The sequence below is a fragment of the Enterobacter cloacae complex sp. 2022EL-00788 genome (assembly GCF_026627565.1).
Taxonomy (GTDB): domain Bacteria; phylum Pseudomonadota; class Gammaproteobacteria; order Enterobacterales; family Enterobacteriaceae; genus Enterobacter; species Enterobacter pasteurii.
Map to the genome: position 1 here is coordinate 24,290 of NZ_JAPNMC010000002.1, position 24,893 is coordinate 49,182.

The window sequence follows — 24,893 nt, forward strand, 5'->3', positions numbered from 1 at the left end:
TCCCCCTCAACCCTGACTGGCGAGGGGGAAGGACATTACCTCTGCGCTTCGCCGCCGAGGCCTTCCACCAGATTCTGGATCAACGCCGCCAGCTCTCCGGTCATCAGGATAAAGTCCGCATCAAAGCGCTGCGCGTAATCTTCGCGGTCGATATCCTCGTTCTGATCGCGCAGTTCATCGCAGAATTTAAGACGCTTCACGGAGCCGTCATCACACATGACAAACTGAATACGCTGCTGCCAGTCGAGCGCCAGCTTGGTTACGACTTTGCCCGCTTCAATGTGCACGGCTATTTCGTCGCTCACCAGATCCTGTTTCTTCGCGCGGATCACGCCGCCATCTTCCAGCAGCGCTTTCAGCTCTGCCTCATCGAGGATCTGGAAGCCCTGAGCGGCAGTACCGCTGCGCACCCACTCCGTCAGGGTCAGCTCAATCGGCGTTTCCAGCGCCAGGGGAACGACCGGCAACGAGCCGAGGCTCTTACGCAGCAGCGCCAGCGTATCTTCCGCTTTTTTGGCGCTGGCGCAGTCCACCATGATCAGCCCGTTAACGGTGTCGATCCACATCATGGTCTGGCTAAAGCGGCTAAAGGCGCGAGGCAGCAGCGAGTGCAGCACTTCATCCTTCAGCGAATCTTTTTCGGTTTTTTTAAGCTTACGGCCCTGTTCTGCTTCCAGCTTGAAGATCTTCGCTTCGAGCGCCTGTTTAACCACCGGCGTTGGCAGGATCTTCTCTTCTTTACGGGCGCAAACGATGATTTGCCCCGTGCTGCTGGCGTGGGTCAGCGCATCGCTTTGAGAACCCATTGGCGGAACCCAGCCGGTTTTCGCCATGTCCTGGCTACCGCAAGGGGTAAAGGAGTAAGCGGCTAACTGTTTTTCCATCTCTTCTGCACGCAGCGAAATGTCGCGGCTGAGACGGTAAACCATCAAATTTTTGAACCACAGCATGATAATTTCCACGGCCTTGTCGTTAAATCAGCGGGCATGATAGCGAATTGTCGCATCGCTTGCATTGCTAATCGGGAAGCAGGCTTCTACTCTGTTGATAATCAAAATAATGAGGAGTGTCTTGTGCGTATTGGGATTGATTTGGGCGGCACCAAAACGGAAGTTATTGCGCTGAGCGAGCAGGGGCAGCAGCTGTTTCGCCACCGTCTGCCTACGCCGCGTGATGACTATCACCAGACCATCGAGACGATTGCCAGGCTGATCGATATGGCCGAGGAGGCCACGGGCGAGACGGGGACGGTGGGAATAGGTATCCCCGGCTCTGTTTCGCCATATACCGGCGTGGTGAAAAATGCCAACTCCACCTGGCTTAACGGCCAGCCGTTCGATAAAGACTTAAGCCAGCGCCTGAACCGGGAGGTGCGTCTGGCGAATGACGCTAACTGCCTGGCGGTGTCTGAGGCCGTCGATGGCGCAGCAGCAGGCGCGCAGACCGTGTTTGCGGTGATTATCGGTACCGGCTGCGGTGCCGGGTTGGCCTTCGGTGGACGTTCGCATATTGGCGGCAACGGCACCGCGGGCGAGTGGGGGCATAACCCGCTGCCGTGGATGGATGAAGATGAGCTTAAGTACCGCGTCGACGTGCCGTGCTACTGCGGCAAGCAGGGCTGTATCGAGACGTTTATCTCCGGCACCGGTTTTGCGACGGACTACCACCGCCTGAGCGGGCAACCGCTGAAGGGGAACGAGATTATGCGCCTGGTTGAGGAGCAGGATCCGGTGGCCGAGCTGGCGCTCAGCCGCTACGAAATGCGGCTGGCAAAATCGCTGGCGCACGTGATCAATATCCTCGATCCCGACGTAATTGTGCTGGGTGGCGGCATGAGCAACGTCGACCGGCTGTACGCGACGGTGCCGACGCTGGTGAAACAGTGGGTATTTGGCGGCGAGTGTGAAACCCCGATCCGCAAAGCCGTCCACGGGGATTCCAGCGGCGTGCGCGGCGCGGCATGGCTATGGCCCGAATAAAAAACGCACGTTGCGGTTTTTGATGTTTGTTCCCTCTCTCTTTGGGAGAGGGTCAGGGTGAGGGCACCAGACCGCACCGACCCACCATTTACCGCGCCGCAAACTCCCGATCCAGCCTGCTATACCCCAGCCCGTTGATCTTCTTCACCTTAATCTGTACCGGAATGCGCTCTTTCATCGCCTCTACGTGGCTGATCACGCCGATGGTTTTCCCGGTGGCGTTCAGCGCGTCGAGCGCGTCCAGCGCGGTGTCCAGCGTTTCGCTATCAAGCGTGCCGAACCCTTCGTCCAGGAACAGCGAATCAATCCGCGTTTTGTGGCTGACCAGATCGGAAAGCGCCAGGGCCAGCGCCAGGCTGACGAGGAAACTCTCGCCGCCGGACAGGGTACGGGTATCGCGTACCGCGTCCGCCTGCCAGGTATCGACCACCTCCAGCTCCAGCGCGTCGCTCGCTTTACGCTGCAGCAGATAGCGGCCATGCAGGCGGTTAAGCTGCTGGTTGGCAAGCCACACCAGGTTATCCAGCGTCAGCCCCTGGGCGAACTTACGGAATTTGTCGCCGGTGCTGGAGCCTATCAGCGAGTTAAGGTAGCCCCAGTCGTCGGCCAGACGCGCCGCCTCTTCAATCTGCTGCATGAGCGCATGCTGGTGCAGACGGTTATCTGCGTCCTGCTTGAGCTGCTGGCGGATCTCACCCTGATGGGTGGTATTGTCCCGAAGCTGCTGCCCCAGCTGCTGTAGCTGCGCCTGAAGGCTTGCGGCATCCGTGTCCAGCCCTTCCGGGCGCAGCGCCTGATGCGCCTGAAGCTGCTGACCTGCCTGCCCGGAAAGCGCCGTAGCCTGCTGGAGCTGATTTTCCAGCGTCTGCTTTTGCTGCTCAAGCCGGCGGATCGTCGCCTCATCCAGCAGGGCGGAGAGAAACGCCTCCCGATCGGCGAAGCAGCTCGCGGCCAGCGCGGCGCTGAACTGTTCCTGCGAATGCTGTAGCCGCTCGCGCTCGAGCGTCTCCTGCTGCTGAAGGGTGGCGAGCTGGCTTTGCAGCAACAGGCATTCGTCGTGGATCCCGCGCCAGTTCTCAGGAATGATCGCCTCGGCTTCCGCGCCCTCGGAGACCGGCAGCGTATCCAGCAGCGGCGTCAGGGCGTTAATACGTTCCTGAATCACGCCGTGCTGGGTCTGCTTTTCCTGCCACCGGGTATATTCGGCTTCGCGCGCGCTGAGCCAGGCGCTTTCCTCACCTTCATCGGGCATGCTGAGCGACAGCGGCCGTAGCGAGGACGCCAGCGCCTCACGCGTCGCCGTCAGCTGCTGCTGGTACTGGCGCGCCTGACCTTCCTGTTCACTGAGCTGATTTTGCAGCGTCAGGCGCTGGCTGAGCTGATAAAGCTGGCGCTCGTACTGCTCCTGCTCGCTCATCCAGGGGGCGATATCATCCTGTATATTCAGCGCTACGTTCAGGGAAGTGCAGACCTCAAACCACTCTTTAGTGAGCGCTTGCTCTTCCTGAGAGAGCGTCGTGGCTTCCTCTGTTTCTCGCTGGATCTGTTGGGCCAGCGCATTCACCTGCCCAAGCACCAGCAATCCTTCGTCCTTAAGCGCGGCAACCTCTTTTTCCAGCGCGTCACGGCGGCGCTGATTGTCGGTCAGCTCAAGCGCCTGATATTCCACCACGGCCGGATGTTCGCTTGAACCGCAGAGCGGACAAGGCTTACCCGCTTCCAGCCGTTCCCGATAGTGCTCAAGATCTTTGATTGTCGCTTCACGCTCGCAGAGCGTTTTAAGGTCGGCGAAGTGCTGGTTTTTCTCTTTATACTGCTGGCGGCGCAGGGTCAGCGTTTCGTTGAGCTTACCCTGCTCAGCCTGCGCCTTTTGCAGGCTTTCCCCATTCTGGCGCAGCCGCTTTTGCAGCGGCTGGTAGCGAGCGTGAAGCGCGGTCAGGCGCTGACGGAGCGCCCGGGATTGCGCCTGTTGCTCCATGGCCGTCGCGAGCGCCTCAGCCGTCAGCGTAAGCGCGCTTTCCGGCATGTCAGCCAGCTTCTGGCGGAGTTCCGCAATGCGCGCCGACTGGGACGCGAGCTGATTTTTATCGCGGCTCAGCTGCGTAAAATTCGCCCGCCAGCCGGCCATCTCCTGGCCCCACAGACGAAAGCGATCGTGTTCGGTCAGCCACTGCGCCAGCGACGCGTGCTCTGCCTGCAGGCGTTCGCGTATACCCAGCGCGCCGTTGCGGATACGCGAGCGCAGCGCCGTTCTGTCGAGTAAGCGAGTATTTACTTCGACAATCCGCTGCGTCGTTTGCGCCAGGCGGGTGGTCTGCTCCTGCTGGCGCTCCCACAGCGGCCGCAGCTGGGCGGCGGGCTGAGCCAGCTGGAGCTTCGCCAGTTCAGGCGCGGCATCGGCCAAAGCCCTTTGCGCCTGCTGCTGCGAAGCGGCCGCACGCTGCTGTTCACCAACAAGCTCGTCGTTGCGCGTCAGCCACTGAAAATCTTTCTGTTGGCTCTGCTGTTGAGCCAGCAGGGTTTTCTCTTCGTCAGTAAGCGCCTGCAAACTTTGCTGCAACTGCTGCTGCCGTTCTTCGCTCAGGAGCACAACGCCAGCGGCCTGGGCTTCGCACCTCTCCAGCGCGCCGCGTGCCGCCTTGTGTTTTTCAAAGACCGTGGCGGAAATCTGGCCGTAAATTTCCGTGCCGGTCAGCTCTTCCAGCAGCTCGGCGCGATCCCCCGGCTTAGCGTTCAGGAAGGCGGCAAACTGTCCCTGAGAGAGCAGCATTGAGCGGGTAAATCGGCCGTAGTCCAGCCCGGTCAGTGCGGCGGTTTGTTCCAGCTTATCCGTGACTTTATCCGCCAGGATTTTGCCGTCTTCGCAGCGGGCCAGCTCAACGCGCGGTGCCTGCAGGTTTCCGTCCGGCTGGTTGCGGGCGCGGTTCTGGCTCCAGAAAGCGCGATAGGCGACGCCTTTAACCTCAAACTCCACCTCCGCCAGGCATTCGGCGGTATCGCGCGTCATCAGGTCGTTTTGCGCCTGGGAGACCTTATTCAGACGCGGCGTTTCGTGGTAAAGCGCCAGGCAGATGGCGTCCAGCAGCGTGGTTTTCCCCGCGCCCGTGGCGCCGGTAATGGCAAACAGCCCGTTGCTGGCGAACGGCTCAGCGGTAAAGTCAATTTTCCACTCGCCCTTCAGCGAGTTCAGGTTTTTCAGACGCAGGCTAAGAATTTTCATGCGTTTTCTTCCTCGTCATGAAGGGTGTGCAGAGTCTGCGCAAACAGCTCGTTAAGCCTGGTGCGCCTGGCGTCGTCCATCTCTTCATGCGCCAGCCGCCGCTCGAAGACCTCTTCAACCCGAAGTTCGCTAAGCGTTTCGCGCCGGGCGCTTAGCAGCGTTTTCTCGCGCTGCTCGCGGCTGCGGCGCACCAGCAACACTTCTACGGGCAGCGTCTCCGTCAGCGCCTGGATTTTGCGCTGCATATCGTGCAGATACTCGTCGGTGGTAATCTCGATATCGAGCCAGACGGGCGGGTTATGTTCGGCGCCGCGATACTGCTCAAGCTGAGCGGTAATGGCGGCCAGATCGCCCTTCAGCACCGCCAGCGGCTGGGTGACGGGAACCTCAAGGCTCTCCACGGCGCTGAGTTTGCCCTCGGTGAAGCTCACCAGATGCACGCATTTTGCTTTGCCCGTTTCGTCGAAGCTGAGCGAAATGGGCGACCCGCAGTAGCGAATGTGCTCGCAGCCGCCGATGACCTGCGCCCGGTGAATATGCCCGAGGGCTATATAGTCGGCGGGCGGGAAGTTCTGGGCCGGGAACGCGTCCAGCGTACCGATGTAGATCTCGCGCACCGCGTCACTTTTGCTGGCACCGACGGTCGTGAGGTGTCCGGTGGCGATGACCGGAATGGCCTGTTCACCGCGCAGGGCGCAGGCCTCCGCGTGCTGGCGATGGTAATAGTCGGTGATGGCCTGCAATAGGTGCTGCTGCTTTTCGCTGCCGGAAAGACCAGCCTGGCTCTGCACGATATCGCGCGGGCGTAAAAAGGGGATCGGACACAGCACCGCGCCCGGCGTGCCGTCGCGTTTTTTCAGGATCTGCGGCGCATGCCCGGCGCTGGCTACCACGGTGGTATTGAGAAACGCCAGAATATCGCGGGATTCATTCAGCGTCGCCACGGAGTCATGGTTACCGGCGACGATCACAAGGTGGCAGCCGGTTTGCTGGAGGTTAACCACGAAACGGTTGTACAGCTCGCGCGCATAGCTCGGCGGCGACCCGGTATCAAAGATGTCGCCCGCCACAATAATCGCGTCCACCTCATGGCTCCGGGCAGTCTCCAGCAGCCAGTTCAGGAACGCTTCATGTTCAGCGGCGCGGCTTTTGCTGTAAAAATTTTGACCCAGGTGCCAGTCTGAGGTGTGAAGTATGCGCATAAGTGATCCGTGGCAAAAATAAGGAAGCAGGATTATAAACTTTCAGGGAACGGAAAATAACCGCTGTAATAAAACAACAGTTTGCTATTTACCGTGGTAATGTTTTTCATAAATCTGTCATAAATCTGACGCATAATGACGCCGCATTACAGACTTGTAACTTAAATACGATAAGACAGGGCAAAGTATGGCGAGACGTATTCTGGTCGTAGAAGATGAAGCTCCGATCCGTGAAATGGTGTGCTTCGTGCTTGAACAAAATGGCTTCCAGCCGGTTGAAGCGGAAGATTATGACAGCGCGGTGAACCAGCTGAATGAACCCTGGCCCGATCTCATCCTGCTGGACTGGATGTTGCCTGGCGGTTCCGGGTTGCAGTTTATCAAGCATATCAAACGCGAAGCGCTGACCCGCGATATCCCGGTGGTTATGCTGACGGCGCGCGGTGAAGAAGAGGATCGCGTGCGCGGTCTGGAAACCGGTGCGGACGATTACATTACCAAACCGTTTTCCCCGAAGGAGCTGGTCGCTCGCATTAAGGCCGTGATGCGCCGCATTTCTCCGATGGCGGTGGAAGAGGTGATTGAGATGCAGGGGCTAAGCCTGGATCCTACCTCGCACCGCGTGATGACCGGCGAAAATCCCCTCGATATGGGGCCAACCGAATTTAAACTCCTGCACTTCTTTATGACACACCCGGAACGCGTTTACAGCCGCGAACAGTTGCTGAATAACGTCTGGGGAACTAACGTCTATGTCGAAGACCGAACGGTTGACGTCCATATTCGCCGCCTGCGCAAAGCACTGGAGCTGAGCGGCCACGATCGCATGGTACAGACGGTCCGCGGCACGGGTTATCGTTTCTCGACCCGTTTCTGAACAATGACAGGAGTGTGACGCGTGCTGGAACGTCTGTCATGGAAAAGGCTCGTCTTTGAACTGATCTTATGCTGTATTCCGGCCTTCATTCTGGGGGCTATTTTTGGCTATCTGCCGTGGTTTTTACTGGTGGCCGTGACGGGACTGCTCGTCTGGCATTTCTGGAATTTACTGCGCCTCTCCTGGTGGCTTTGGGTCGACAAAAGTATGACGCCGCCGCCGGGAAGCGGAAGCTGGGAGCCGCTGCTCTACGGCCTGCACCAGATGCAGATGCGTAATAAAAAGCGCCGACGGGAGCTGGGAAGCCTGATCAAACGCTTTCGCAGCGGCGCGGAGTCGCTGCCGGACGCGGTGATCCTGACGACCGAAGAAGGGACGATCTTCTGGTGTAATGGCCTCGCACAGCAGCTGCTTGGCCTGCGCTGGCCGGATGATAACGGCCAGAACATCCTCAACCTTCTGCGCTATCCCGAGTTCACGCTGTATCTGAAAACGCGTGATTTTAGTCGTCCGCACAATCTGAAGCTCAATAACGGTCGCCATCTTGAAATTCGCGTGATGCCCTACAGCGATCGGCAGTGGCTGATGGTGGCGCGAGATGTCACCCAGATGCACCAGCTGGAAGGGGCGCGTCGCAACTTCTTTGCAAACGTCAGCCACGAGCTGCGCACGCCGCTGACGGTGTTGCAGGGCTATCTGGAGATGATGCAGGAGCAAACGCTTGAAGGTGCGCCGCATGAGAAAGCGCTGCACACCATGCGCGAGCAGACGTACCGCATGGAAGGGCTGGTCAAACAGCTGCTGACGCTCTCGAAGATTGAGGCCGCGCCGTCGCTGGCGCTCAACGAGGTCATTGACGTGCCGATGATGCTGCGCGTAGTGGAGCGCGAGGCGCAAACCTTGAGCCATAAAAAACACACCCTGGCGTTTGAGGTTGATAACGACCTGAAGGTGCTCGGCAGCGAAGATGAACTGCGCAGCGCCATCTCGAACCTGGTGTACAACGCCGTAAACCATACCCCGGAAGGGACGCACATCGTGGTGCGCTGGCAGCATACCCCGGCGGGCGCTGAGTTTAGCGTCGAAGACAACGGGCCGGGAATAGGGTCTGAACACCTCCCGCGCCTCACCGAACGGTTCTACCGGGTGGACAAGGCGCGCTCGCGGCAGACCGGGGGCAGCGGCCTGGGGCTGGCAATCGTGAAGCATGCGGTGGGCCACCATGAGAGCCGTCTTGATATCGAAAGCACGCTGGGCAAGGGCACGCGCTTTAGCTTTGTTATCCCGGAACGATTAATTGCCAAAAAGAGCGCCTGACCGCGGGTGTGTCAGTCATGCTTTCCACGGGCCAGCCACTGCTAGCCCGTTTGCTTTGCAGTCAAGCGAAGCGCGGGTGAATATTATACGGTTGATGCTTTTTTGTTCGCATGATTAGCCATGGGTTTTTCTTATACATGGCATATTATGTTGGCCTGTATTTTCATGCTGGCATATTGTTCTGGTTTTACGATCCCTTCTTGCCTTTAAACGTTATAAGCGTTTAAATTGCCCCCCATATACTGTCAGACCGACTGTATTTGCGTGGTAAATCGAAAAACTATTCTTCTCCACGCCAGGACGGGAGCATTTCCCGCTGAAATTGAGCAAATTTTCCGCTGTATTGTCCCGTCAGGGATGGCGAAAAACTCAACGTTTTCAACACCACATCCACAGGCAGTAAGGTTTTATGACCCATCACTTGAAATCGCGTGACATTATCGCGCTGGGCTTTATGACATTTGCGCTGTTCGTTGGCGCAGGCAACATCATTTTCCCTCCAATGGTTGGCTTACAGGCGGGTGAACACGTCTGGACGGCCGCGTTTGGTTTTCTGCTTACTGCGGTGGGTCTGCCGGTATTGACCGTCATCGCGCTGGCGAAAGTCGGCGGCGGCGTGGACAGCCTCAGCACGCCGATTGGCAAGGTAGCTGGCGTTCTGCTGGCGACCGTGTGCTATCTGGCCGTTGGCCCGCTGTTTGCGACCCCGCGCACGGCGACGGTTTCCTTTGAGGTGGGTATCGCCCCGCTGACCGGTGACGGTGCGATGCCGCTGTTTATCTACAGCCTGATCTACTTCGCGATCGTTATTCTGGTGTCGCTCTATCCGGGCAAACTGCTGGATACCGTAGGTAACTTCCTGGCGCCGCTGAAGATTGTTGCGCTGATCGTGCTGGCGGTTGCGGCCATCGTCTGGCCTGCGGGTCCTATCAGCTCTGCGATGGACGCGTACGAGAACGCGGCGTTCTCGAACGGTTTTGTTAACGGCTATCTGACGATGGATACGCTGGGCGCTATGGTGTTTGGCATTGTTATCGTTAACGCCGCGCGTTCCCGCGGCGTAACCGAAGCGCGTCTGCTGACCCGCTACACCATCTGGGCTGGCCTGATGGCCGGTGTTGGCCTGACGCTGCTGTATCTGGCGCTGTTCCGCCTGGGTTCAGACAGCGCAACGCTGGTCGATCAGAGTGCAAACGGCGCGGCGATCCTGCATGCCTACGTGCAGCACACCTTTGGCGGTGCGGGCAGCATGCTGCTGGCGGCGCTGATTTTCCTGGCGTGCCTGGTCACGGCGGTAGGGCTGACCTGCGCCTGTGCGGAGTTCTTTGCCCAGTATCTGCCGCTCTCGTACCGCTCGCTGGTGTTTATCCTCGGCATCTTCTCCATGGCGGTGTCAAACCTCGGTCTGAGCCATCTGATTCAGGTGTCGATTCCGGTACTGACGGCAATCTATCCGCCTTGCATCGTGCTGGTGGTGCTGAGCTTCACCCGTCCGTGGTGGCATAACTCCACGCGAATTATTGCGCCAACCATGTTTATCAGCCTGATTTTTGGTATCCTTGACGGGATCAAAGCATCAGCGTTCGCCGACATCCTGCCAGCATGGACACAGCGTCTGCCGCTGTCCGAGCAGGGACTGGCCTGGCTGATGCCATCCGTTGTTGCGCTGGTGCTGGCTATTGTCTGGGACCGTGCGGCGGGGCGTCAGGTTACATCAAACGCCCATTAATCAACGGCAACAAATTGTTTAACCACGGGGCTTAAGGCCCCGTGGTTTTTTGTTTTTTTCGTGTTGAATGGCAAGATTTTAATGGAAAGCACTAACAAACTTAAACGTGGATTGAGCACCCGCCACATCCGCTTTATGGCGCTGGGCTCGGCTATCGGCACCGGTCTTTTTTATGGCTCGGCAGATGCCATCAAAATGGCCGGTCCAAGCGTACTGTTGGCCTACATCATTGGCGGCGCCGCGGCCTACATCATCATGCGTGCGCTGGGGGAGATGTCGGTTCACAACCCGTCAGCCAGCTCGTTCTCACGCTACGCGCAGGAAAACTTAGGCCCGCTGGCCGGGTTTATCACCGGCTGGACCTACTGCTTCGAAATCCTGATTGTGGCCATAGCCGACGTCACGGCGTTTGGCATCTATATGGGCGTCTGGTTCCCCGCCGTGCCGCACTGGATCTGGGTGCTGAGCGTGGTGCTGATCATCTGCGCCGTCAACCTGATGAGCGTGAAGGTGTTTGGCGAGCTGGAGTTCTGGTTCTCCTTCTTCAAGGTCGCGACCATCATCATCATGATCCTCGCCGGTTTTGGCATCATCATCTGGGGTATTGGCAACGGCGGACAGCCGACGGGCATTCATAATTTATGGAGCAACGGCGGCTTCTTCAGCAACGGCTGGCTCGGAATGGTGATGTCGCTTCAGATGGTTATGTTCGCCTACGGCGGTATTGAGATTATCGGGATCACCGCCGGAGAAGCGAAAGATCCTGAGAAATCCATTCCGCGCGCCATCAACTCGGTGCCGATGCGTATTCTGGTGTTCTATGTGGGGACGCTGTTTGTGATTATGTCCATCTATCCGTGGAACCAGGTGGGCACCAACGGCAGCCCGTTTGTCCTGACCTTCCAGCACATGGGCATTGCGTTTGCTGCCAGCATTCTTAACTTTGTGGTGCTGACCGCATCGCTGTCGGCCATCAACAGCGACGTCTTCGGCGTTGGCCGTATGCTGCACGGCATGGCGGAGCAGGGCAGTGCGCCGAAGGTCTTCGCCAAAACGTCGCGCCGCGGCACGCCGTGGGTAACGGTGCTGGTGATGACCGTAGCGCTGCTGTTCTCGGTTTACCTGAACTACATCATGCCGGAGAACGTCTTCCTGGTGATCGCGTCGCTGGCGACCTTTGCGACCGTGTGGGTGTGGATCATGATCCTGCTGTCGCAGATTGCGTTCCGCCGCCGTCTGCCGCCGGAAGAGGTAAAGGCGCTGAAGTTTAAGGTTCCGGGCGGCATCGCAACGACCGTCGTCGGGCTGATCTTCCTGGTGTTTATCATCGGCCTGATTGGCTACCATCCGGACACCCGTATCTCGCTTTACGTGGGCTTTGCGTGGATCGTCCTGCTGCTGGTGGGCTGGATGTTTAAATGCCGCCGTGACCGTCAGCTGGCGCAAGCGCAGTAATATTTTAATCCCCTCTCCCGCCGGGAGAGGCTCAGGATGAGGGCATCAGGCCGCACTGATGCCTCATCCCCCGTCCTCCTCCCCCAATAAACGTCCTCACGATGAGCTAACCTTAACCACCCTGTGGCATGGTGACGTCAATTTCATCAAAGGGGATTCGTGATGTTAAACGCCTGGCACCTTCCGGTTGCCCCATTTGTTAAGCAAAACAAAGACAACCTTGTGATTACGCTCTGGCTGGCGGGGGAAAATCAGCCTGAACGTGTGACCTTACGCGCCGAAGTGGATAACGAAGAGACGTCGCTGAAAATGCACAAGGCGCGCAGCCAGCCTCAGCCGGGAATCACGGCGTGGCGGGCGAATATCGACCTTCGCAGCGGGCAGCCGCGTCGCCGCTACAGCTTTAAGCTGCTGTGGAATAACCGTCAGCTGTGGTTTACCCCGCAGGGGTTTAGCCGTTTCCCTCCGGCCAGGCTTGAGCAGTTTGCGGTTGATTATCCGGATAACGGCCCGCAGTGGGTTAACGATCGGGTCTTTTACCAGATATTCCCGGACCGCTTTGCGCGCAGTGAAAAACGCACCGCCGGGCAGGACAAGGTCTACTACCACCATGCGGCCGGTCACGACATCATTATCAAAAAATGGGGCGAGCCGCTGACCGCGCAGGCGGGCGGCTCGACCTTTTACGGCGGCGATCTCGACGGTATCAGCGAAAAGCTGCCGTACCTGAAAAAGCTCGGCGTGACCGCGCTGTACCTGAACCCGGTGTTTAAGGCGCCAAGCGTACATAAGTACGATACTCAGGATTACCGGCACGTTGACGAGCAGTTTGGCGGTGACGAGGCGCTGCTGCGGCTGCGCCACAACACGCAAAAGGAAGGTATGCGCCTGATACTCGATGGCGTGTTCAACCACAGCGGTGATTCTCACGCGTGGTTCGACCGTCATAATCAGTCGATGGGCGGCGCATGCCATAACCCGGACTCACCGCAGCGTGACTGGTACAGTTTTGACGAAAACGGCCGCGCCCTGGACTGGCTTGGCTACCCGAGCCTGCCGAAGCTGGATTTTCAGTCGCCCTCTCTGGTGAATGAGATCTACGGCGGCGAAGACAGCATCGTGCGCCACTGGCTGAAGGCGCCGTGGAATATGGACGGCTGGCGGCTGGACGTCGTGCATATGCTCGGTGAGGCGGGCGGAGCGCGAAACAACCTTCACCACGTCCGGGAGATCTCTCGCTCGGCGAAAATCGCGCGTCCGGAGGCGTTTGTCTTTGGCGAACACTTTGGCGACGCGCGCCAGTGGTTGCAGGCAGATGCCGAAGACGCGGCGATGAACTATCGCGGCTTCACCTTCCCGCTGTGGGGATTCCTCGCCAATACCGACATTTCATACGATCCGAACCATATTGATGCCGAAACCTGCATGGCGTGGATGGAGAACTACCGCGCCAGCCTGTCGCATCAGCAGCAGCTGCGGATGTTCAACCAGCTCGACAGCCACGATACCGCCCGCTTCAAATCGCTGCTTGGTAAGGATGTAGCGCGACTGCCGCTGGCGGTAACCTGGCTCTTTACCTGGCCCGGCGTACCCTGCATCTACTATGGCGATGAAGTGGGGCTGGACGGCAACAACGATCCGTTCTGCCGTAAAACGTTCCCGTGGGAGCCTGAGAATCAGGATCGGGAGCTGTTCAGCCTGTACCAGCGCATGGCGACGCTGCGCAAGCAGAGCCAGGCCCTGCGCTATGGGGGCTGTCAGGTGATGTACGCTCACGATAACGTGGTGGTGTTTGTCCGCGTCTATAACCAGCAGCGCGTGCTGGTGGCTCTCAACCGGGGCGAGGCGTGCGAGGTGGTGCTGGAAGATTCACCGCTGCTGGCCGGTAAAACGTGGAAGAGCAAAGCGGGTAAAGCGACGTTCCAGGAAAGCGTGCTTACGCTTCCGGCCATTTCAGCGGCGGTCTGGTTCGGCAGCTAACTGCGGGCGGAGCGGTTTTCACCTTTTAGATGGCGCAAATGCAACTATTTGTGTCAATCTTAACGGATCGTTTACGGTGAAGGTGGAAACATGGACGAGCTTTACATCCTTGGCTGTTTGTTCCTGGTTTTTGCGCTGCTGGTGGCGCCCGTGCTTGCGGTTATAGGCTTTAACCGAAGCACGGCGGCGCAGCAGGAGATCGTCCGGCTACGCCAGCGCATTGAGGCGCTTGAGCAGCGCGGCGCGGCTGATAACGCGCCGGAACCGGTGCAGCCCGCCGCGCCGGTGGCGGAGCCTGCTCCGGCGGCAGAGGTCGAGTCTTCGCCCGTCGATCCCTGGCGCCCCGGGCCGCCTGTTACTGAGGCAAAACCAGCGCCGGCACCGGCCCCGAAACGGCCCTCCGCCTTTGGCGGCATCCTGTCTTCACTGACGCGCTGGTTTATGCAGGGCAATCCGCTGGCGAAGCTGGGGATTGTGCTGCTCTTCCTCGGCCTCTCTTTCCTGCTGCGCTATACCGTCGAACATTCACTGTTTCCGCTTGAGCTGCGCCTGGCGGCCACGGAGCTGTTTGCCATGGTCCTGCTGGCCGTCGGATGGCGGCTGCGGCACAGGCAGCGGATCTATGCCCTTATTCTTCAGGGCGGCGCAACCGGCGTGCTCTACCTGACCGTCTTTGGCGCGTTCCGGCTCTGGCAAATGTTGCCGATGACCCTGGCGTTTGCGCTGCTGGTGGTGATTTGCGCGGCGAGCGTCGGGCTGGCCGTGCTGCAAAGGGCGCTGAGCCTTGCCATGCTGGCGAGCCTCGGCGGGTACCTTGCACCGCTGCTGCTGTCGACGGGAGGAGGGAGCTTTGTGGCGCTGTTCTCCTTCTATCTCCTGCTCTCTATCGGCATTCTCGCCATCAGCATCTGGCAGCACTGGCGCGAGCTCAACCTGCTCGGGCTGCTCTTTACGTTTGGCGTGGGGGGATGGTGGGGGCTGAGCGACTATAAGCCTGAAGACTACGTTATCTGCCAGCTGTTCCTGATTGCCAATACGCTAATTTTCGGCGTGTTTAGCGTAGCGCTGTCGCTGCGGGCGCAGGAAAAAGGTAAACAGATTATTGACGGCGTACTGCTGTTTGCGCCGCCGCTTGTTGGATTTGGAATGCAGTACGGCATGACGTCGCACTGGACATACGGCCCGGCGCTCGGCGCGCTGGGGTATGGGGCGTTTTACCTCTCGCTGGCGTTCCTTGCGCTGCGACGCTATCCGTCAGTCGGGCGGCCGCTGGTGATGGCGGCGCTGGCCATCGGCGGAGGTTTCGCGACGCTCGCCATCCCGCTGGCGCTGTCGGCGCGCTGGACGGCAATGGCCTGGGCGCTGGAAGGGCTGGGCATCCTCTGGCTGGGGATCCAGCAGCAGCAAAGGCGCATGAGCTATAGCGGGACGGCGCTGCTGGTGCTGGCGCTCGGCAGCGCGCTGTGGGCGCAGAGGGACGGCGTTACGTCGCTGAGCCTGCTGCTGATCTTCGCCATTCTCAGCCTTAGCTGGCTGGCTGCGGCCTGGCTGTGGCGGCGTTATGTGCTGCCGGTCAGCTGGGCGCTGCTGGCCGGCGGGCTGCTGATCTGGTTAGTCGCGCTGCTGGGCGCATCGCAGCTGTTGATGAAGCAGGAGCTATCGATTCTGGCGGGCGTGCTGGCGCTGACGGCGGCGTCGGTCTGGGGCTGGCGGCAGGTGGCCGCTTGTCTGGCGTGGCGGGAGCTGGATGGAAGCAAATGGCTGCTGTGGCCGGTAATGCTGCTGATGTTGGGCTATCAACTCTCGCACCAGCAGGTCTTTGCCGCCGGCTGGGCAAATCTGGCCTGGTGTGTTGCGCTGCCTTCCGCGCTGCTGCTGTTGCGGCGTGACGGAGAAGGTCTCCTGCCGCGTCCCTCAATGGGGCTGCATCTTTCGCTGCTGTGGATGATTTTACTGGCGCTGGCCGCTGAGCTTTACTGGTTTGCCCGATCGTTGCCGTGGGGCATGCTGCCCTGGGGCTGTGGGCTGGCCATGGCCGCTGGCGGCGCGGTAATTATGGCGCTCTCTGCGGCGGTGCGGCGTCGCGGGTGGCCGTTCCGGGAGTGGCCTGCACTTTATGCGTGCGTGGCACCGATCCCCGTGGTCGTAGCGCTGCTGGTACTGCTGGTGGTGACCAATTTCCAGGACGGTGTGGTTTATGGTCAAGCCTGGCTGCCGCTGGTAAACCCGCTTGAGGAAGGGGCCGCGTTTGCGCTGCTGGGGCTGGTGGTGTTTTATCGGGCCGTGGATCGCTATTGCCCGGCATCGCTCGCGCAGTCTCGCCCGTGGCCCGCCGCCATGCTGATGGCGTTTGGCTTCTGGTGGCTTAACGGCGCGCTGCTGCGCGCGCTGGCGTGGTACGGCGAGGTGGCATGGAATATGGCGTCGCTGTGGGATTCGCGGCTTATCCAGACCACGTTTGCCCTGTTCTGGATGTTGTGCGCGCTGGTGGTCATGATCCGCGCTACCCGCCGGGCCGCCCGGCAGGAGTGGCTCTGCGGTGCGGCGCTGCTGGGCGTGGTCATGCTCAAGCTGATGCTCGTAGATAGCGCGGGCGGCGGCGGCCTGTCGCGCGCCGTCGCGTTTATCGGCGTGGCGATCCTGGTGCTGATTGTAGGCTATTTTTCGCCGCTACCGCCTAAAGCAGGAGAAGAAAAATGAAATGGATGAAAGCGGTAGCGTGTACCGCGCTGCTGGCGCTTGCAGGCCCGGCGTTCTGCGACGAGGTGCAGACGGAATCGCCGCGGGATTATGCCTTCGGTCTTTCGCTGGATACGTCTGTCCCTTCCCAGTGGTATCGGGTGATGCTGCCGCTCGCCGTCTATGCGCAGAGCACGTCGCCGGAACTGCAGGACGTTCGCGTCTTTAATCAGTCGGGCGAGCCGGTTCCCTTCAGCCTGGTCGCCGCGACGCGTCCGCAGCCGTCTGTGCAAACCACGGCGCTGCGCCTCTTTCCTCTGGATGCCTCGCCGCTGGCGCCTGCGCGAGGGGACGAGGACCGCGATAAAATCCTGCTCCGTTCCCGAAACGGCGTGGAGATTGTGCTGGAAGGGCAAAAAGCCGCCGCAGCCGGGCAGCATTATCTGCTGACCCTGCCGGAGCAGGCTACGGGTGAGGTTGCCCTGTCCCAGCTTCAGCTGCTCTGGAATACCTCTCAGACGCCGTGGCAGGGAACGGCGTCGGTTTATTACAGTGAGGATCTTAAGCGCTGGTATACCCTGCGCGAAGATACGCCCCTGCTGGACGTCGTTAGCGGCGAGGATCGTCTTAAGCTCGATCGGATCGATATTGATACGGTTTTATCTCCCGACGCGAATCGCTATCTCATGGTGGTGCTGAACGCGCAGAGCCCCGGAATAACCCTGACAGGCGTAAATGCGATCGGCGCTCCCGCGCAGGCGGCGCCTGAAACGATCGATCTGGAGGGGAAAGGGGAGCAGCTATCTACAAGCGAAGCGCAGTGGCATTGGGCGCGGCCGCAGCCGCTGCGTGCGGTCAGTATCTTACTGAATGGCGACGGCGTCCTTCCCGTAGAGATAGCGTGGCGGGGTACGGAGAAGGACAAATGGCATCCTCTGAAAAAAGAGGTGCTTTACCGTCTGGAGGGCAAAACCTCTCCACCCGTTTCGCTTAGCGGAGGCCTGGTGCAGGCGGTGAAAATCACGACGCTGAATGCGCGTCTGTCGGAATACCTGCCGGGCGTCATCGGGCATCGCGACCGCTATGACCTGGTGTTTAACGCGCAGGGAAAAGCGCCGTACCTCCTCGCATGGGGAAACGGGGCTGCAAAACCTGCCGGCGTGGAGCCTGACATGCTGATCCCTGCCGCGCTGCGTAAAACGTATGATATGGCGAACCTGCCGCAGGCCGATCTTAAGGATAATGTCGCCTTAGGCGGCGAGGCTCGCCTGAGCGCCACCTCTGCGGCCGAACGGGCGAGCAGGATGAACACGCTGCTGGTGTGGGGCGTGCTGATTGCGGGCGTGATCCTGCTGGCAGGCATGGCCTGGCGCATCTGGCGAGAGACGCAGCGTAAAGCATAAAAAAAGGCCCGCATAAGCGGGCCTCTTCCGTAAACCGTGCCGATTACAGGCTGGATACGTTCTCAGACAGGTATTTAGCCACGCCGTCCGGGGAAGCAGCCATACCTTCTTTACCTTTTTCCCACTGAGCCGGGCACACTTCACCGTGCTCTTCGTGGAACTGGAGCGCGTCAACCATGCGCAGCATTTCGTCAACGTTACGACCCAGCGGCAGGTCGTTCACAACCTGGTGACGAACGATGCCGTTGGCGTCGATCAGGAAAGAACCACGCAGCGCAACGCCAGCGTCCGGATGTTCGATACCGTAAGCCTGCTGAATTTCGCGCTTGATGTCCGCAACCATCGCGTATTTCACCGCACCGATGCCGCCTTTGTCGACAGGGGTGTTACGCCATGCGTTGTGTACAAATTCAGAGTCGAAGGAGACGCCAACCACTTCCACGCCACGCTTCTGGAATTCTTCGTAACGTTTGTCGAACGCGATCAGCTCAGACGGGCAAACGAAGGTGAAGTCCATTGGCCAGAAGAACAGAACGGTCGCTTTACCGTTGGTGTGCTGTTTGAAGTTGAAGTTTTCAACGATTTCACCGTTGCCCAGAACTGCTGCAGCCGTAAAATCCGGAGCCGGACGAGTTACCAGAACCATATGATTCTCCTGTAGATACTAAGGTTATTTGGAACGCAACGCGGCCCAGTATAGAGAGTGTTCGCTCATAAGACAAAGAGGTGGTGACAATCGTTCCGCCAGCTTTTACCTATCAATGAAAACGCACTCAGAGCTGCTTGTTTTTTGCCTGCGCCATCATGCGCGGGTAGAACTGCCAGAAGCACGTTTCCAGCGCGTCATAATGTTCGTCCAGGTCGTGCCAGGAGTCGCGCAGCGCGTCAAGACGCGGGCGGCGGCTGGCCATGCCGTTAAGCACGTTCTGAATGAAATCCATCTCGCGGTAACGCTCCAGCCAGCGTTCCGACCACAGGTAATTATTGAGATTTACGAAGCGCGGCGGCGAGTCAGGCAAAATGATCGCCACCTGCTGACGGGCATAGCGCACAAATTCGGGTAACGGCATCTCTGGCGAAAGCCGTTCCCAGTGGCGCGAGAGGAAATGATCCCACATCACGTCAAGGGTAATCGGCGCAACGCGGCGCGTTTCGGGACGGAACCAGGCTTTGGCTTCCGTCACTTCCGGCAGGTTGTCGGTCATCACGTCGATGCGGCGATGCATAAAAATCCCGTCGACAACCTCCGGGGAATAGGCGTCAGCGGGGTTGCCGCGCACGAAATCGGCCAGCAAATTGCCGGAAAGGGAGCTGTCCGCGAGGTGAGCGAGATGCAGGTGAGCGAGAAAATTCATGCGTTTTATTTGTCCGGTGGCGGCTAGTTGTTGCAGCAAATGGGTGTGAGCACTAGACTATGCCGCCTGTTTTTAAGTCACGAGTATACGTCATGCGCGTCGCCGATTTCTCCTTTGAACTACCTGAATCCCTGATTGCTCACTACCCCATGCCTGAGCGTAGCAGCTGTCGCTTGCTGTCACTTGACGGGCCAACGGGCGCGCTGACGCACGGTACTTTCACCGATCTGGTCGACAAGCTCAACCCTGGCGATCTGCTGGTCTTTAACAATACCCGCGTGATCCCGGCGCGTCTGTTTGGCCGTAAAGCCAGCGGCGGCAAGATTGAGGTGCTGGTCGAACGTATGCTCGATGATAAACGTATTCTGGCACATATTCGCGCCTCCAAAGCGCCGAAGCCGGGCGCTGAGCTGCTGCTGGGCGATGACGAGAGTATCAAAGCGACCATGACCGCGCGTCACGATGCGCTGTTCGAGGTGGAGTTCAACGACGAGCGCACGGTGCTTGATATCCTCAACACCATCGGCCACATGCCGCTGCCGCCGTACATTGAGCGCCCGGACGAAGAGGCCGACCGCGAGCTGTACCAGACCGTCTACAGCCAGAAGCCTGGCGCGGTCGCGGCGCCGACGGCAGGCCTGCACTTTGATGAACCGCTGCTGGAAAAACTGCGCGCCAAAGGCGTTGAGATGGCGTTTGTCACGCTGCACGTCGGCGCGGGAACCTTCCAGCCGGTACGCGTGGACAGCATTGAAGACCACATCATGCACTCTGAGTATGCCGAAGTGCCGCAGGAGGTGGTGGATGCGGTGCTGGCGGCGAAAGCGCGCGGCAGCCGCGTGGTGGCCGTCGGTACGACGTCGGTACGTTCCCTTGAAAGCGCCGCGCAGGCCGCGAAAAGCGGTTTGATCGAGCCGTTCTTTGGCGATACGCAGATCTTTATCTACCCGGGCTATCAGTACAAAGTGATTGATGCGCTGGTGACCAACTTCCATCTGCCTGAATCTACGCTGATTATGCTGGTCTCCGCATTTGCGGGTTATCAGCATACGATGAATGCCTACAAGTCTGCGGTAGAACAAAAATATCGCTTTTTTAGCTACGGTGACGCGATGTTTATCACGTACAATCCGCAGGCTTTGAATGAGCGTGTCGGGGAATAAGTCCGCGGCACCGTGTTACAACGTTGGACTGTTTTTCTGACGTCGGAGAAAAAATGAAATTTGAACTCGATACCACCGATGGCCGCGCGCGTCGCGGTCGCCTGGTGTTTGATCGCGGCGTGGTTGAAACCCCCGCGTTTATGCCTGTGGGCACTTACGGCACCGTAAAAGGGATGACGCCGGAAGAGGTGGAAGCCACTGGCGCACAGATCATTCTCGGCAACACGTTCCACCTGTGGCTGCGTCCGGGTCAGGAGATCATGAAGCTCCACGGCGACCTGCACGACTTCATGCAGTGGAAAGGCCCGATCCTGACCGATTCCGGCGGTTTCCAGGTCTTCAGCCTGGGCGATATCCGCAAGATCACCGAGCAGGGCGTACACTTCCGTAACCCGATCAACGGCGATCCGATCTTCCTCGATCCGGAAAAATCAATGGAGATTCAGTACGATCTCGGCTCCGATATCGTGATGATCTTCGACGAATGCACGCCATACCCGGCGGACTGGGACTACGCGAAACGCTCAATGGAGATGTCCCTGCGCTGGGCGAAGCGTAGCCGCGACCGTTTTGACTCCCTGCAGAACAAAAATGCGCTGTTCGGCATTATTCAGGGCAGCGTTTACGAAGATTTACGCGATATCTCCGTTAAAGGTCTGGTAGAGATAGGCTTTGATGGCTACGCTGTCGGCGGTTTGGCTGTGGGTGAGCCGAAGGAAGATATGCACCGCATTCTGGAGCATGTCTGCCCGCAAATCCCGGCGGATAAACCACGATACCTGATGGGTGTGGGCAAACCGGAAGATCTGGTTGAAGGCGTACGTCGCGGCATTGATATGTTCGACTGCGTCATGCCAACACGAAATGCACGTAACGGTCATCTGTTCGTTACCGATGGCGTGGTGAAAATCCGTAACGCGAAGCATAAGAGTGACACCAGCCCGCTCGATTCCGAGTGCGATTGCTATACCTGTCGCAATTATTCTCGCGCGTATCTGCATCATCTCGATCGTTGCAACGAGATTTTGGGCGCGCGACTCAATACCATTCATAATCTTCGTTATTATCAGCGCTTAATGGCTGGTTTACGTAAGGCTATCGAAGAGGGTAAATTAGAGAGCTTCGTGACCGATTTCTACCAACGTCAGGGGCGGGATGTTCCACCGTTGAACGTTGATTAATTTTAATAATGAGGGAATTTGAATGAGCTTTTTTATTTCTGATGCGGTAGCAGCAACGGGAGCACCAGCGCAGGGCAGCCCAATGTCACTGATTCTGATGCTGGTTGTGTTCGGTCTGATCTTCTACTTCATGATCCTGCGTCCACAGCAGAAGCGTACTAAAGAGCACAAAAACCTGATGAACTCCATCGCGAAAGGCGATGAAGTCCTGACCAATGGTGGCCTGGTAGGTCGCGTAACCAAAGTAGCGGAAAACGGCTACATTGCTATCGCCCTCAACGACACCACTGAAGTGGTTATCAAACGTGACTTCGTAGCTGCCGTTCTGCCGAAAGGCACCATGAAGGCGCTGTAATCCCAACTTTTCCCAAAGGGAACTGCCGTGTTAAACCGTTATCCTTTGTGGAAGTACATCATGCTGGTCGTCGTGATTATCGTCGGCCTGCTGTACGCGCTTCCCAACCTGTATGGTGAGGATCCGGCCGTTCAAATCACTGGCGCGCGCGGTGTCGCCGCCAGTGAGCAAACGCTGATCCAGGTCCAGAAAACGTTACAAGAAGAAAAAATTACCGCTAAGTCTGTGGCACTGGAAGAGGGCGCAATTCTTGCTCGCTTCGACACCACCGACACGCAGCTCCGCGCACGTGAAGCGCTGATGGGCGTGCTGGGTGATAAATACGTCGTGGCGCTTAACCTTGCTCCTGCAACCCCACGTTGGCTGGCTGCGCTGAACGCAGAGCCAATGAAACTCGGTCTTGACCTGCGTGGTGGCGTTCACTTCCTGATGGAAGTGGATATGGATACCGCCCTCGGCAAGCTGCAGGAACAAAATATCGATAGCCTGCGCAGCGATCTGCGCGATAAAGGCATTCCGTACACCACCGTCCGTAAAGAAGATAACTACGGCATGAGCATCACGTTCCGCGACAGCGCGGCGCGCGATCAGGCTGTAACTTATCTGACCCAGCGTCACCGCGATCTGGTCATCACCTCTCAGGGCAGCAACCAGCTGCGTGCGGTAATGACGGATGCGCGTCTGAGCGAAGCGCGTGAATACGCCGTTCAGCAGAACATCAACATTCTGCGTAACCGTGTAAACCAGCTGGGCGTGGCTGAGCCGCTGGTACAGCGTCAGGGTGCCGACCGTATCGTGGTTGAACTGCCGGGTATCCAGGATACCGCGCGGGCGAAAGAGATTCTGGGCGCGACGGCGACCCTGGAGTTCCGTCTGGTTAACTCCAACGTCGATCAGGCTGCAGCGGCCTCAGGCCGTGTGCCGGGCGATTCAGAAGTGAAACAGACCCGTGAAGGCCAGCCTGTTGTGCTGTACAAGCGCGTGATCCTGACCGGTGACCATATCACCGACTCCACTTCAAGCCAGGATGAGTACAACCAGCCGCAGGTTAACATCTCGCTGGATAGCGCGGGTGGTAACATCATGTCTAACTTCACCAAGGACAATATCGGCAAGCCGATGGCGACCCTGTTCGTGGAGTACAAAGACAGCGGTAAAAAAGACGCTAATGGTCGCGCGGTGCTGGTGAAAGAGGAAGAGGTGATTAACATCGCCAACATCCAGTCTCGTCTGGGTAACAGCTTCCGCATTACCGGTATCAGCAACCCGAACGAAGCGCGTCAGCTTTCTCTGCTGCTGCGTGCCGGTGCGCTGATTGCGCCAATTCAGATTGTTGAAGAACGTACGATTGGTCCAACCCTGGGTATGCAGAACATCAAACAGGGCCTGGAAGCGTGTCTGGCTGGTCTGGCGGTGTCCATCATCTTCATGATCTTCTTCTACAAGAAGTTCGGCCTGATCGCGACGTCCGCGCTGATTGCCAACCTGGTGCTGATCATCGGTATCATGTCCCTGCTGCCAGGGGCGACGCTAACCATGCCGGGTATAGCGGGTATCGTGCTAACCCTTGCGGTGGCGGTCGACGCCAACGTACTGATAAACGAGCGTATCAAAGAAGAGCTGAGCAACGGTCGCTCTGTACAGCAGGCGATTGAAGAAGGCTACAAAGGGGCGTTCAGCTCCATCTTTGATGCGAACGTAACAACACTGATTAAGGTTCTTATCCTGTATGCAGTGGGTACTGGCGCGATCAAAGGCTTTGCGATTACAACCGGTATCGGTGTCGCAACGTCGATGTTTACCGCTATTGTCGGCACCCGTGCCATCGTGAACCTGCTGTACGGCGGCAAGCGCGTCAAAAAGCTGTCTATCTGAGGAGTGCGTTGTGGCACAGGAATATACTGTTGAACAATTGAACCATGGCCGTAAAGTCTGGGACTTTATGCGCTGGGACTACTGGGCCTTCGGCATTTCAGGTTTTCTGCTGATTTTGTCCATCGTCATTATGGGCGTGAAGGGCTTTAACTGGGGGCTTGATTTCACCGGTGGTACGGTGATTGAGATTACCCTGGAAAAACCGGTCGATATGGACCAGATGCGCGAGTCGCTGCAAAAAGCGGGCTTTGAAGAGCCGCTGCTGCAGAACTTCGGCAGCAGCCGCGACATCATGGTGCGTATGCCGCCGGTACACGATGCTAACGGCAGCCAGGAGCTGGGCAGCAAGGTCGTACAGGTTATTAACGAAACGACCAGCCAGGACGCGACGGTTAAGCGTATCGAGTTTGTCGGCCCGAGCGTCGGTGCAGACCTGGCGCAGACCGGCGCTATGGCGCTGCTGGTGGCGCTGATCTCGATCCTGATTTACGTCGGTTTCCGCTTTGAGTGGCGACTGGCGGCAGGCGTGGTTATCGCTCTGGCGCACGACGTGGTCATTACCATGGGCATACTGTCCCTGTTCCACATTGAGATTGACCTGACGATTGTGGCATCCCTGATGTCCGTTATCGGTTACTCACTGAACGACAGCATCGTGGTATCTGACCGTATTCGTGAAAACTTCCGTAAGATCCGTCGCGGTACGCCGTACGAAATCTTTAACGTGTCGTTGACCCAGACGCTGCACCGTACGTTGATCACCTCCGGCACCACGTTGATGGTGATCCTGATGCTGTTCCTGTTCGGTGGCCCGGTGCTGGAAGGCTTCTCGCTGACCATGCTGATCGGTGTTTCTATCGGTACGGCCTCATCTATCTACGTGGCGTCCGCGCTGGCGCTGAAGCTGGGCATGAAGCGCGAGCACCTGATCCAGCAGAAGGTCGAGAAAGAAGGGGCGGATCAGCCGTCAATTCTGCCGTAAGGCAACGTCTTATGCGTATCGAAATCCCGGCCTGTTGGCCGGGATTTTTTTTTACCTTAACCGGATAAATACTCCTGACAGTATGCTGTCAGGAGCCCTGGCGTAGACTCCCTCTGAACCCTAACAGCAGGCAGGAGGAAG

The 24,893-nt window shown here is 58.5% G+C and carries 18 protein-coding genes; 13 read left to right on the top strand and 5 right to left on the bottom strand.

Annotation, left to right across the window (positions count from 1 at the left end; genetic code table 11):
- Positions 1 to 35: 35 nt before the first annotated feature.
- A complete protein-coding gene (gene rdgC, locus OWK27_RS02610; RefSeq protein WP_148420247.1) occupies positions 36 to 950 on the bottom strand; it encodes a recombination-associated protein RdgC in 915 nt (304 codons plus the stop codon).
- A gap of 123 nt (positions 951 to 1,073) precedes the next feature.
- On the opposite strand from rdgC, the gene mak reads away from it, so the two are divergent.
- The gene (mak, locus tag OWK27_RS02615) at positions 1,074 to 1,979 is read left to right on the top strand and encodes a fructokinase (RefSeq protein WP_148420248.1); all 906 of its coding nucleotides are present in this window, start codon (positions 1,074 to 1,076) and stop codon (positions 1,977 to 1,979) included.
- A gap of 88 nt (positions 1,980 to 2,067) precedes the next feature.
- On the opposite strand, the gene sbcC is transcribed toward mak, so the two are convergent.
- Both sbcC and sbcD read right to left on the bottom strand, forming a co-directional pair.
- Complete coding sequence (gene sbcC, locus OWK27_RS02620) at positions 2,068 to 5,199, bottom strand: exonuclease subunit SbcC (RefSeq protein ID WP_267589765.1); 3,132 nt, start codon at positions 5,197 to 5,199, stop codon at positions 2,068 to 2,070.
- Complete coding sequence (sbcD, locus tag OWK27_RS02625) at positions 5,196 to 6,401, bottom strand: exonuclease subunit SbcD (RefSeq protein WP_267589766.1); 1,206 nt, start codon at positions 6,399 to 6,401, stop codon at positions 5,196 to 5,198. Before sbcD ends, sbcC begins: the two co-directional genes overlap by 4 nt.
- Before the next feature lie 187 nt (positions 6,402 to 6,588).
- Here sbcD and phoB point away from each other — a divergent pair, with 187 nt between their 5' ends.
- From phoB to OWK27_RS02660, 7 genes are all read left to right on the top strand, one after another.
- A complete protein-coding gene (phoB, locus tag OWK27_RS02630) occupies positions 6,589 to 7,278 on the top strand; it encodes a phosphate response regulator transcription factor PhoB (RefSeq protein ID WP_148420251.1) in 690 nt (229 codons plus the stop codon).
- Between the two features lie 21 nt (positions 7,279 to 7,299).
- Entirely contained in the window at positions 7,300 to 8,595 is a 1,296-nt protein-coding gene (gene phoR, locus OWK27_RS02635; RefSeq protein WP_267589767.1) for a phosphate regulon sensor histidine kinase PhoR, read from the top strand.
- Between the two features lie 409 nt (positions 8,596 to 9,004).
- A complete protein-coding gene (brnQ, locus tag OWK27_RS02640) occupies positions 9,005 to 10,324 on the top strand; it encodes a branched-chain amino acid transporter carrier protein BrnQ (protein WP_148420253.1) in 1,320 nt (439 codons plus the stop codon).
- A gap of 81 nt (positions 10,325 to 10,405) precedes the next feature.
- The gene (gene proY / locus OWK27_RS02645; protein WP_148420254.1) at positions 10,406 to 11,779 is read left to right on the top strand and encodes a proline-specific permease ProY; all 1,374 of its coding nucleotides are present in this window, start codon (positions 10,406 to 10,408) and stop codon (positions 11,777 to 11,779) included.
- Between the two features lie 162 nt (positions 11,780 to 11,941).
- Positions 11,942 to 13,759 carry a maltodextrin glucosidase gene (gene malZ / locus OWK27_RS02650; RefSeq protein ID WP_176611064.1) on the top strand — a complete coding sequence of 606 codons (1,818 nt, stop codon included), beginning with the start codon at positions 11,942 to 11,944 and terminating at the stop codon, positions 13,757 to 13,759.
- 90 nt (positions 13,760 to 13,849) lie between these two features.
- Positions 13,850 to 16,459, top strand: coding sequence for a DUF2339 domain-containing protein (locus OWK27_RS02655; protein WP_267589768.1), 2,610 nt, complete (start codon positions 13,850 to 13,852; stop codon positions 16,457 to 16,459).
- Entirely contained in the window at positions 16,456 to 17,841 is a 1,386-nt protein-coding gene (locus OWK27_RS02660; RefSeq protein WP_267589769.1) for a DUF3999 family protein, read from the top strand. The genes OWK27_RS02655 and OWK27_RS02660 overlap by 4 nt, the downstream gene beginning before the upstream one ends.
- A gap of 43 nt (positions 17,842 to 17,884) precedes the next feature.
- Here OWK27_RS02660 and OWK27_RS02665 read toward each other — a convergent pair whose 3' ends face one another.
- Complete coding sequence (locus tag OWK27_RS02665; protein WP_148420258.1) at positions 17,885 to 18,487, bottom strand: peroxiredoxin C; 603 nt, start codon at positions 18,485 to 18,487, stop codon at positions 17,885 to 17,887.
- Between the two features lie 127 nt (positions 18,488 to 18,614).
- The gene (gene acpH / locus OWK27_RS02670; RefSeq protein ID WP_267589770.1) at positions 18,615 to 19,196 is read right to left on the bottom strand and encodes an ACP phosphodiesterase; all 582 of its coding nucleotides are present in this window, start codon (positions 19,194 to 19,196) and stop codon (positions 18,615 to 18,617) included.
- A 92-nt stretch (positions 19,197 to 19,288) separates the two neighbouring features.
- Here acpH and queA point away from each other — a divergent pair, with 92 nt between their 5' ends.
- Genes queA through secF form a run of 5 tightly spaced genes read left to right on the top strand, consistent with a single transcriptional unit; the run spans position 19,289 to position 24,752 of the window.
- Positions 19,289 to 20,359 carry a tRNA preQ1(34) S-adenosylmethionine ribosyltransferase-isomerase QueA gene (gene queA / locus OWK27_RS02675; RefSeq protein WP_267589771.1) on the top strand — a complete coding sequence of 357 codons (1,071 nt, stop codon included), beginning with the start codon at positions 19,289 to 19,291 and terminating at the stop codon, positions 20,357 to 20,359.
- Positions 20,360 to 20,412: 53 nt separating this feature from the next.
- A complete protein-coding gene (tgt, locus tag OWK27_RS02680; RefSeq protein ID WP_003859110.1) occupies positions 20,413 to 21,540 on the top strand; it encodes a tRNA guanosine(34) transglycosylase Tgt in 1,128 nt (375 codons plus the stop codon).
- Positions 21,541 to 21,562: 22 nt separating this feature from the next.
- Positions 21,563 to 21,895 carry a preprotein translocase subunit YajC gene (gene yajC, locus OWK27_RS02685; protein WP_003859109.1) on the top strand — a complete coding sequence of 111 codons (333 nt, stop codon included), beginning with the start codon at positions 21,563 to 21,565 and terminating at the stop codon, positions 21,893 to 21,895.
- A 27-nt stretch (positions 21,896 to 21,922) separates the two neighbouring features.
- Positions 21,923 to 23,770 carry a protein translocase subunit SecD gene (gene secD / locus OWK27_RS02690; protein WP_148420262.1) on the top strand — a complete coding sequence of 616 codons (1,848 nt, stop codon included), beginning with the start codon at positions 21,923 to 21,925 and terminating at the stop codon, positions 23,768 to 23,770.
- A 10-nt stretch (positions 23,771 to 23,780) separates the two neighbouring features.
- Complete coding sequence (gene secF, locus OWK27_RS02695) at positions 23,781 to 24,752, top strand: protein translocase subunit SecF (RefSeq protein WP_003859105.1); 972 nt, start codon at positions 23,781 to 23,783, stop codon at positions 24,750 to 24,752.
- Positions 24,753 to 24,893: the final 141 nt, after the last annotated feature.